We start from the raw sequence: 5,661 nt of genomic DNA on the forward strand, positions 1-5,661 counted from the left end.
AGTGTAGGCGGCAAAATGGTTTGGGAAATTCAACGGAATGGCTATGATAAACTCTACATCTCTACATTAAATTAGCTTCAGTTTGTTTTGTAAAATAAGGCGAAAAAATAGCGTTGTTATTTTCATTTTATCGCGGAACGTCAAATAGATAAACCAATAGCGCCCGATTGTCCTACGATTTTTCGGAGCGCTGGTCAACTCGAAAACGACGCCCGATCCAGCGGGCTATTTATCGATCCAATCGGTAACGCGAACGAAACCTTTATAACGGGCGGCTAAACGGACATTATCGACCGTTCAACCGCCCGGTAAATTCTAGGCGTCCGCCGCCTGGTTGCCGCCGGCGAGAATGAAAATAAAATCGCTATTGGCTCCAAGACCACCAATGTTCAAGGTGAAGTCGACATGGTCCACGTCAATCGTCATGGCCGAGAGGTGCCAATCAGAAGAATTGCCATAGGGGATAATCATCGGAGCGCCAAGCGCGGCGGAAAGCATAGCGCGTTTGAAAGTTACAGCATAAACGCCAGAACCAGATGCGGTTACGGACGCAACGTTGTAGTTGCTCGTGATGGTCCCATTAGCCTGCACCCGCGCCCAGGCCTTGAGAATGCTGGCACCGGTGAATTGATTGCGGGTCGGCGTGCCGGTGAATGATCCGGACTCAAAATGGAAGTCGGCGGCGGTGTTGATTTGGCTGAGCGAGTTGTCGCCGAAGGCGGTGGTGCCGAGAACGTCGAGCAGGCCGCCGACCTGGATCTGGGCGACGCCGGCGACGTTGATGTCGGCGCTGCTGGGCACGGTGATGACGCCGTTCGTGCCGAGGTTCAGGTCGATTTTTCCGGCGACGCCGGGCGTGAAAACCAGCGGACCCTCGACGGCCCAATCGACGAATCCGGAGATAATGGCCGAGTGATCGCCGGTAAGTCCATAGAGGTTGACCGTGCCGCCGCCGACGCCGACGACGCCAACGTCGAGGAACGCCTTAGCGGTGAGGCGGCCGTCGACCTGGACGTCGCCTTCGAAGCGCCAATCGCGGCCGTCGCCGATGATGACCTCGGTGCGGTCGCCGCGGCCCATGCCGGTCAGGTCGAGCGCGCCCCATTGACCGGCGCGCAGATCGACCAGCGAGGACAGCGTGTCCGTGCCGTTCCAGGCGACGGTAGCGACGACGAGGTACAGCGCGTCGTCCACGCCTTCGGAGGTCAGAACCGCCGCCGCTTTGATCAGGTAGGTTTTTACGGGACCGGCCGATTCTTGGATATCGAAATAGAGCGTATACGCGCCCGCGGCGAGCGGGCCGCCGATTTCGCTGCCGGTCGCGAAATCTACGTAGTCGCGGTAATACGCGGTTGCCAGGGCGTTGCCGGTGACGATGCCGTCCTCGGCGCCGAGGGCGGCGAACTCAACGCGCGTGCCGTTGATGGACGGCGCGGCGGCGGTCGCGGTAGCCATCGCGCCGCCGAGGCATGGCATCAGGGTGACGTTGAGCAGTTTGGCCATTGCGTCGGCCTCGGCCGCGTAAAGGCGGGTGACACCATCGATCCAGTTTTTAATAAGCATGTTTAGCTCCTGTTAAAAGGGAAAGGGATTCCTCCGCTCGGCGGCCAAAAGGCGTGGATTCCGGCTTTCGCTCGGAATGACGCCATTGAGGGAAAGGGATTCCTCCGCTCGGCGGCCAAAAGGCGTGGATTCCGGCTTTCGCACGGAATGACGCCATTGAGGGAAAGGGATTCCTCCGCTCGGCGGCCAAAAGGCGTGGATTCCGGCTTTCGCTCGGAATGACGCCATTGAGGGAAAGGGATTCCTCCGCTCGCGTTGCTCGGTCGGAATGACAGGCCTGGATGGATTCCTCCGCTCGGCGGCCAAAAGGCGTGGATTCCGGCTTTCGCTCGGAATGACAAGCCTGGATGGATTCCTCCGCTCGGATGCGCTCGGTCGGAATGACAAGGATGGCCGTAATGACAAATTGGTACATCATGGTTCGGCGTCCAGGAAATCGCGGCCGACGCGCGAGGAGCCGACGATGAAACCGGAGTGGCCGACGCAGGCCAGGGCGAAGCCGGGTCCGGCGGTTTGCAGCGTTTGCTGCAACTGGGCCCAGGTTTGGCTGTCGAGCCAGTTCGGCGACGGTTCCAGAATTTGGTATTGCCATTTCTGACGGCCATAGGTCGTGTACGGGTCGTTTTCGGTCATTGTCAGACCCGGCAGCACCGTCTGCGCCAGGCTGTTGAGGTAGGTCGTGCTGATCAGCGGGTCGAGGCGCATCATCATCTGGAGCCGCGCGCGGCGCGCGGCCAGGGTGTCGTCCTCGCGGACGGGCAAGCCGAAAATCCGCTCCCAGCGGTAGAGGGCCGTCTCGGCCAGGTCGGGGAACAATTCGGCGGCGGTCAGCGCGTCGAACTGATCCTGGATCAAATCGAGTTGATGCCCGATCGCGGCCAGCACGACGTTGAACGGATTGGCCGGGTCGGTCAGATAGCGGCCGCGCGGCAGCAGGCCGCGCAGCAGGCGGTAACCGGCGCCGGAGACGATGACGGGCAGCGCGGTAGGGGCCGCGCCATTGGCCGGGGTGACGGTCAGCACGGTATGGCGTTCGGCGTCGCACAACGGCGTGACGATGGTGAGGTTCGTGTCGTCGACGATGGTCACGGCGCAGGCCGCGGCCTCGTCACCGAACGTGGCCGCCGCGCCGAGATAAAAGCGGCCGGTCACGCGAACCGTGTTTTTGAGGTGCTGCCCCAGCAACGCCGAGGTGTCGCGAGCCAGCGCGAGCGCCGGCATCGTGTAACCGAGGTTGGTAAAGTTGACCAGGTCGGACGCGTAAAGCGTTTCCCCCACCTCGCCGTAATCCCAGTAGAGGCCGTACTCGGTGAGTCCGACGAGCGGCGGCGGACCCATGCGCTGGTCGTTGTACCAGGCGCCCGTCGCGCGATCGAGAACAGGCAGGCCGATATCGGGCCCCGCGAGCTGGATCGCGACCACCGACCAGCGCGGGTCGGTCAGGTCGAATCCGGGCTCGTCGCTGGAGACCGTTCCGGTGACCCGGTAGATCCAATCGGAAACGATCTCGTTCTCAACCGGCGCGGTGATCGCGAGCGTATAGGCCATTTAAACTCCGTTCAATTTCAGGTCGTCGAGCACCAGGTGTTCGATGACCGTTTCATCCGCGGCGGCGGGCACGTCCGCCGCGGGGGCGACAATGGCGGCGGACAGCACCTCGGGGTTGTCGAGCAGATAGCGCGCGCAGGCGCTGGTATAAAACGTGCCGCCCGATTGGAGGCTCGCAAAATAGGCCTGTACCGCCAGGGCCAACTGGTCGAACGTGGAACAGCCGGGGCGGGCCATGACGCCGGTTTCGGGCGCGGCCGAGAACGCCGAGCGCAGCGCAATGGCGGTTCCCGGAATTCCGCCCGGGCCCAGATATTCCGAAACCGCATACACCTCGCGCGCCTGCCAGAGCGCGCGGCCGTTGACGACGACCGGGCAGGCGATCCAGTCGCCGGCGGCCGGGGCGTCGGGGGCGTCGGCGAACAGCAGCTGCGATGCCGTTGAACCGGCGGCGACGGCGCGGGCCGTCCAGGAAGAAAATTCGTAACCCGCGGCCATTTTCAAATTGAATTCGACGTCGAGATCGGTGAGGACCGGGTGAACCGCCAGGCTGCCGTAGGCGGTACAGGGTCGCATCAGATCGAGTTTCGCCTGAACGGCGATCAACACGGTCGCCGCGACGTTGTCGCCCTCGTGATCAAGAACGGCGACGTCGCAGGTGCCCAGGTCGCGGCGGTTGGCGAACGCGGTGGCGTAGCCGACGCCGTCGACCATCAGGGCCCACCGCGCAAAATCGCGCTCGGTGCCGCCGGCGGTGGGATTGGCGTAGTAGTCGAACACGCGGGCGCGGTACTCGTCCACGTTTTCCGCCGCGGTGCCGCCGGTCGGGTTGCCCGTGGTGACGGCCGTGGCGTCCATTCCGGTGGGCGGCACTGACCAGATCAAGGAACGGCCCGCCACCAACGCGCCGGCGTCGCCGCCGGTCAGGCAGGTGACGGCGATGACGGTGGTCGCCGCAACGGGCATCGTGCCGCTGGAGATCGGCGCGTAACGCAGGCCGGTATCGCGGCTGACCAGGAGGTCGGTGACCGCCCAGGTGCTGCCGGCGACGCCGGTGACGGTGAGCGACAGCGTGGCGGCGACGGCGCCCGTGGGATCGCCGAGGCGGTGGCGGTGGCGTTTTTTCAGCGCGTCGAACGAGGCGGTGTCGTCGAACGATTCATCTACGGCGCGGGCGAGCAGCGCCTGGGTCTCGGACAGCGCGCCGGAAATAGCGACGGCGATGTCGTATAGATCGTCGCCCGGTCCATCGACGCGGGCGCCCGCCAGCGTGTTGCGCAAATCGGTTTGCATATTTTGCGCGAGGTCGCGCCGGTCCTGCGGGTTGAGCGTCGGCATTAGGCGTCTCCTATCCGGACAAACTCGGAGAGTTGAAACGGCCGCCGTTGTTGATCGACGCCGCGAATCGCGACAGCCATGAATTTGGAGTTGTTCGCGGTCGCCGCCGCGTCAACCGCGGTCAACGCCAATTCGCCGGCCGACACCAGCGGCGCCAGCACCAGGCGCACGCGATCGGCGACGATGACCGGCGCGGCGTCGACCATTTTTTTCAGCGGCGCGGCGTTGCCGCGATGACCCTCGGACCAGACCGCGCCGAACAGCGGGCGCAACAGCCGCTTGACGCGATCGGCGATCGACACGGCGCGCTGAATTTGCCCGGTGCCGGTCAGGACCCAGCCGACGCCGGAGTCGCCGGGATCGGAGGAGGCGATGGCGGCGAAGCCGTAGTCGATCATGATTTAATTCCTTCGCGAAAAAAAATATTTGTCATTTCGACTGAAGCCGCGCCGCGCGGCGGAATGGAGAAACCCCTTTCGAGAGGGATTCCTCCGCTCGGATGCCCTCGGTCGGAATGACGATTTGCGAAAGGGATTCCTCCGCTCGGATGCCCTCGGTCGGAATGACGATTTGCGAGAGGGATTCCTCCGCTCGGATGCCCTCGGTCGGAATGACGATTTGCGAAAGGGATTCCTCCGCTCGGATGCCCTCGGTCGGAATGACAAAACGGGGCGGTCATGTCGGTATCCCCACGCCGTTGAGCGTCCAGTTGCCGACCAGGTCGCCGCCGGAGGGCGTGATGACGATGGCGGTGGCTGCCGCAACGGGGTCGGCGATAATCAGGCCGCCGGTCAGCACCTCGGGATGGGCCGCGGCGAGCACCTTGATCGCGGCGATGGCCGCCAGCGTGCCGGTGCCGGCGAGGATGACAGGGTCCTGGCCCTGCGCGACGCGGGCGACCAACACGTTGCAGCCGAGCGGCAGATAGACGACCGATCCGGGCAGCCCGAGCTGCTGCGCGAGTTCGCCACCCGGCAGACCGGCCTCGTCGGTAACGACGGATTCGGGCGCCGTGACGGGAATCGCCGGCGAGACCGTGTAGCCGCGGTAAAACATGCCCTCGAGGCGGGCCAGGCGGCGTTCGAGATCGCGAAGGGAAATGGTCATTTATTTTTCCCGTAATTACGGGGACACGAATTCGAGCCCGCGACGGGCTCTCGGTTCATGTTCCCGCTTATCCGTCATGTCCCCGCTAGTAATTCCGGGGACACG

At 63.8% G+C, this 5,661-nt stretch carries 5 protein-coding genes; all 5 read right to left on the bottom strand.

Annotated elements, in window-relative coordinates; all coding sequences use genetic code 11:
• Nucleotides 1-315 precede the first annotated feature (315 nt).
• A complete protein-coding gene (locus WC493_RS21380) occupies nucleotides 316-1,563 on the bottom strand; it encodes a hypothetical protein (protein WP_373068341.1) in 1,248 nt (415 codons plus the stop codon).
• Between the two features lie 414 nt (nucleotides 1,564-1,977).
• Nucleotides 1,978-3,111, bottom strand: a complete 1,134-nt coding sequence (locus tag WC493_RS21385; RefSeq protein WP_373068343.1) for a putative phage tail protein — start codon at nucleotides 3,109-3,111, stop codon at nucleotides 1,978-1,980.
• Nucleotides 3,112-4,449, bottom strand: coding sequence for a baseplate J/gp47 family protein (locus WC493_RS21390; RefSeq protein ID WP_373068345.1), 1,338 nt, complete (start codon nucleotides 4,447-4,449; stop codon nucleotides 3,112-3,114).
• A complete protein-coding gene (locus tag WC493_RS21395; RefSeq protein WP_373068347.1) occupies nucleotides 4,449-4,847 on the bottom strand; it encodes a hypothetical protein in 399 nt (132 codons plus the stop codon). Before WC493_RS21395 ends, WC493_RS21390 begins: the two co-directional genes overlap by 1 nt.
• Before the next feature lie 277 nt (nucleotides 4,848-5,124).
• Entirely contained in the window at nucleotides 5,125-5,556 is a 432-nt protein-coding gene (locus tag WC493_RS21400; protein ID WP_373068349.1) for a hypothetical protein, read from the bottom strand.
• Nucleotides 5,557-5,661: the final 105 nt, after the last annotated feature.

Origin of the sequence: Zavarzinia sp. (assembly GCF_041650655.1) — a bacterium.
Classification (GTDB): Bacteria; Pseudomonadota; Alphaproteobacteria; order Zavarziniales; family Zavarziniaceae; genus Zavarzinia.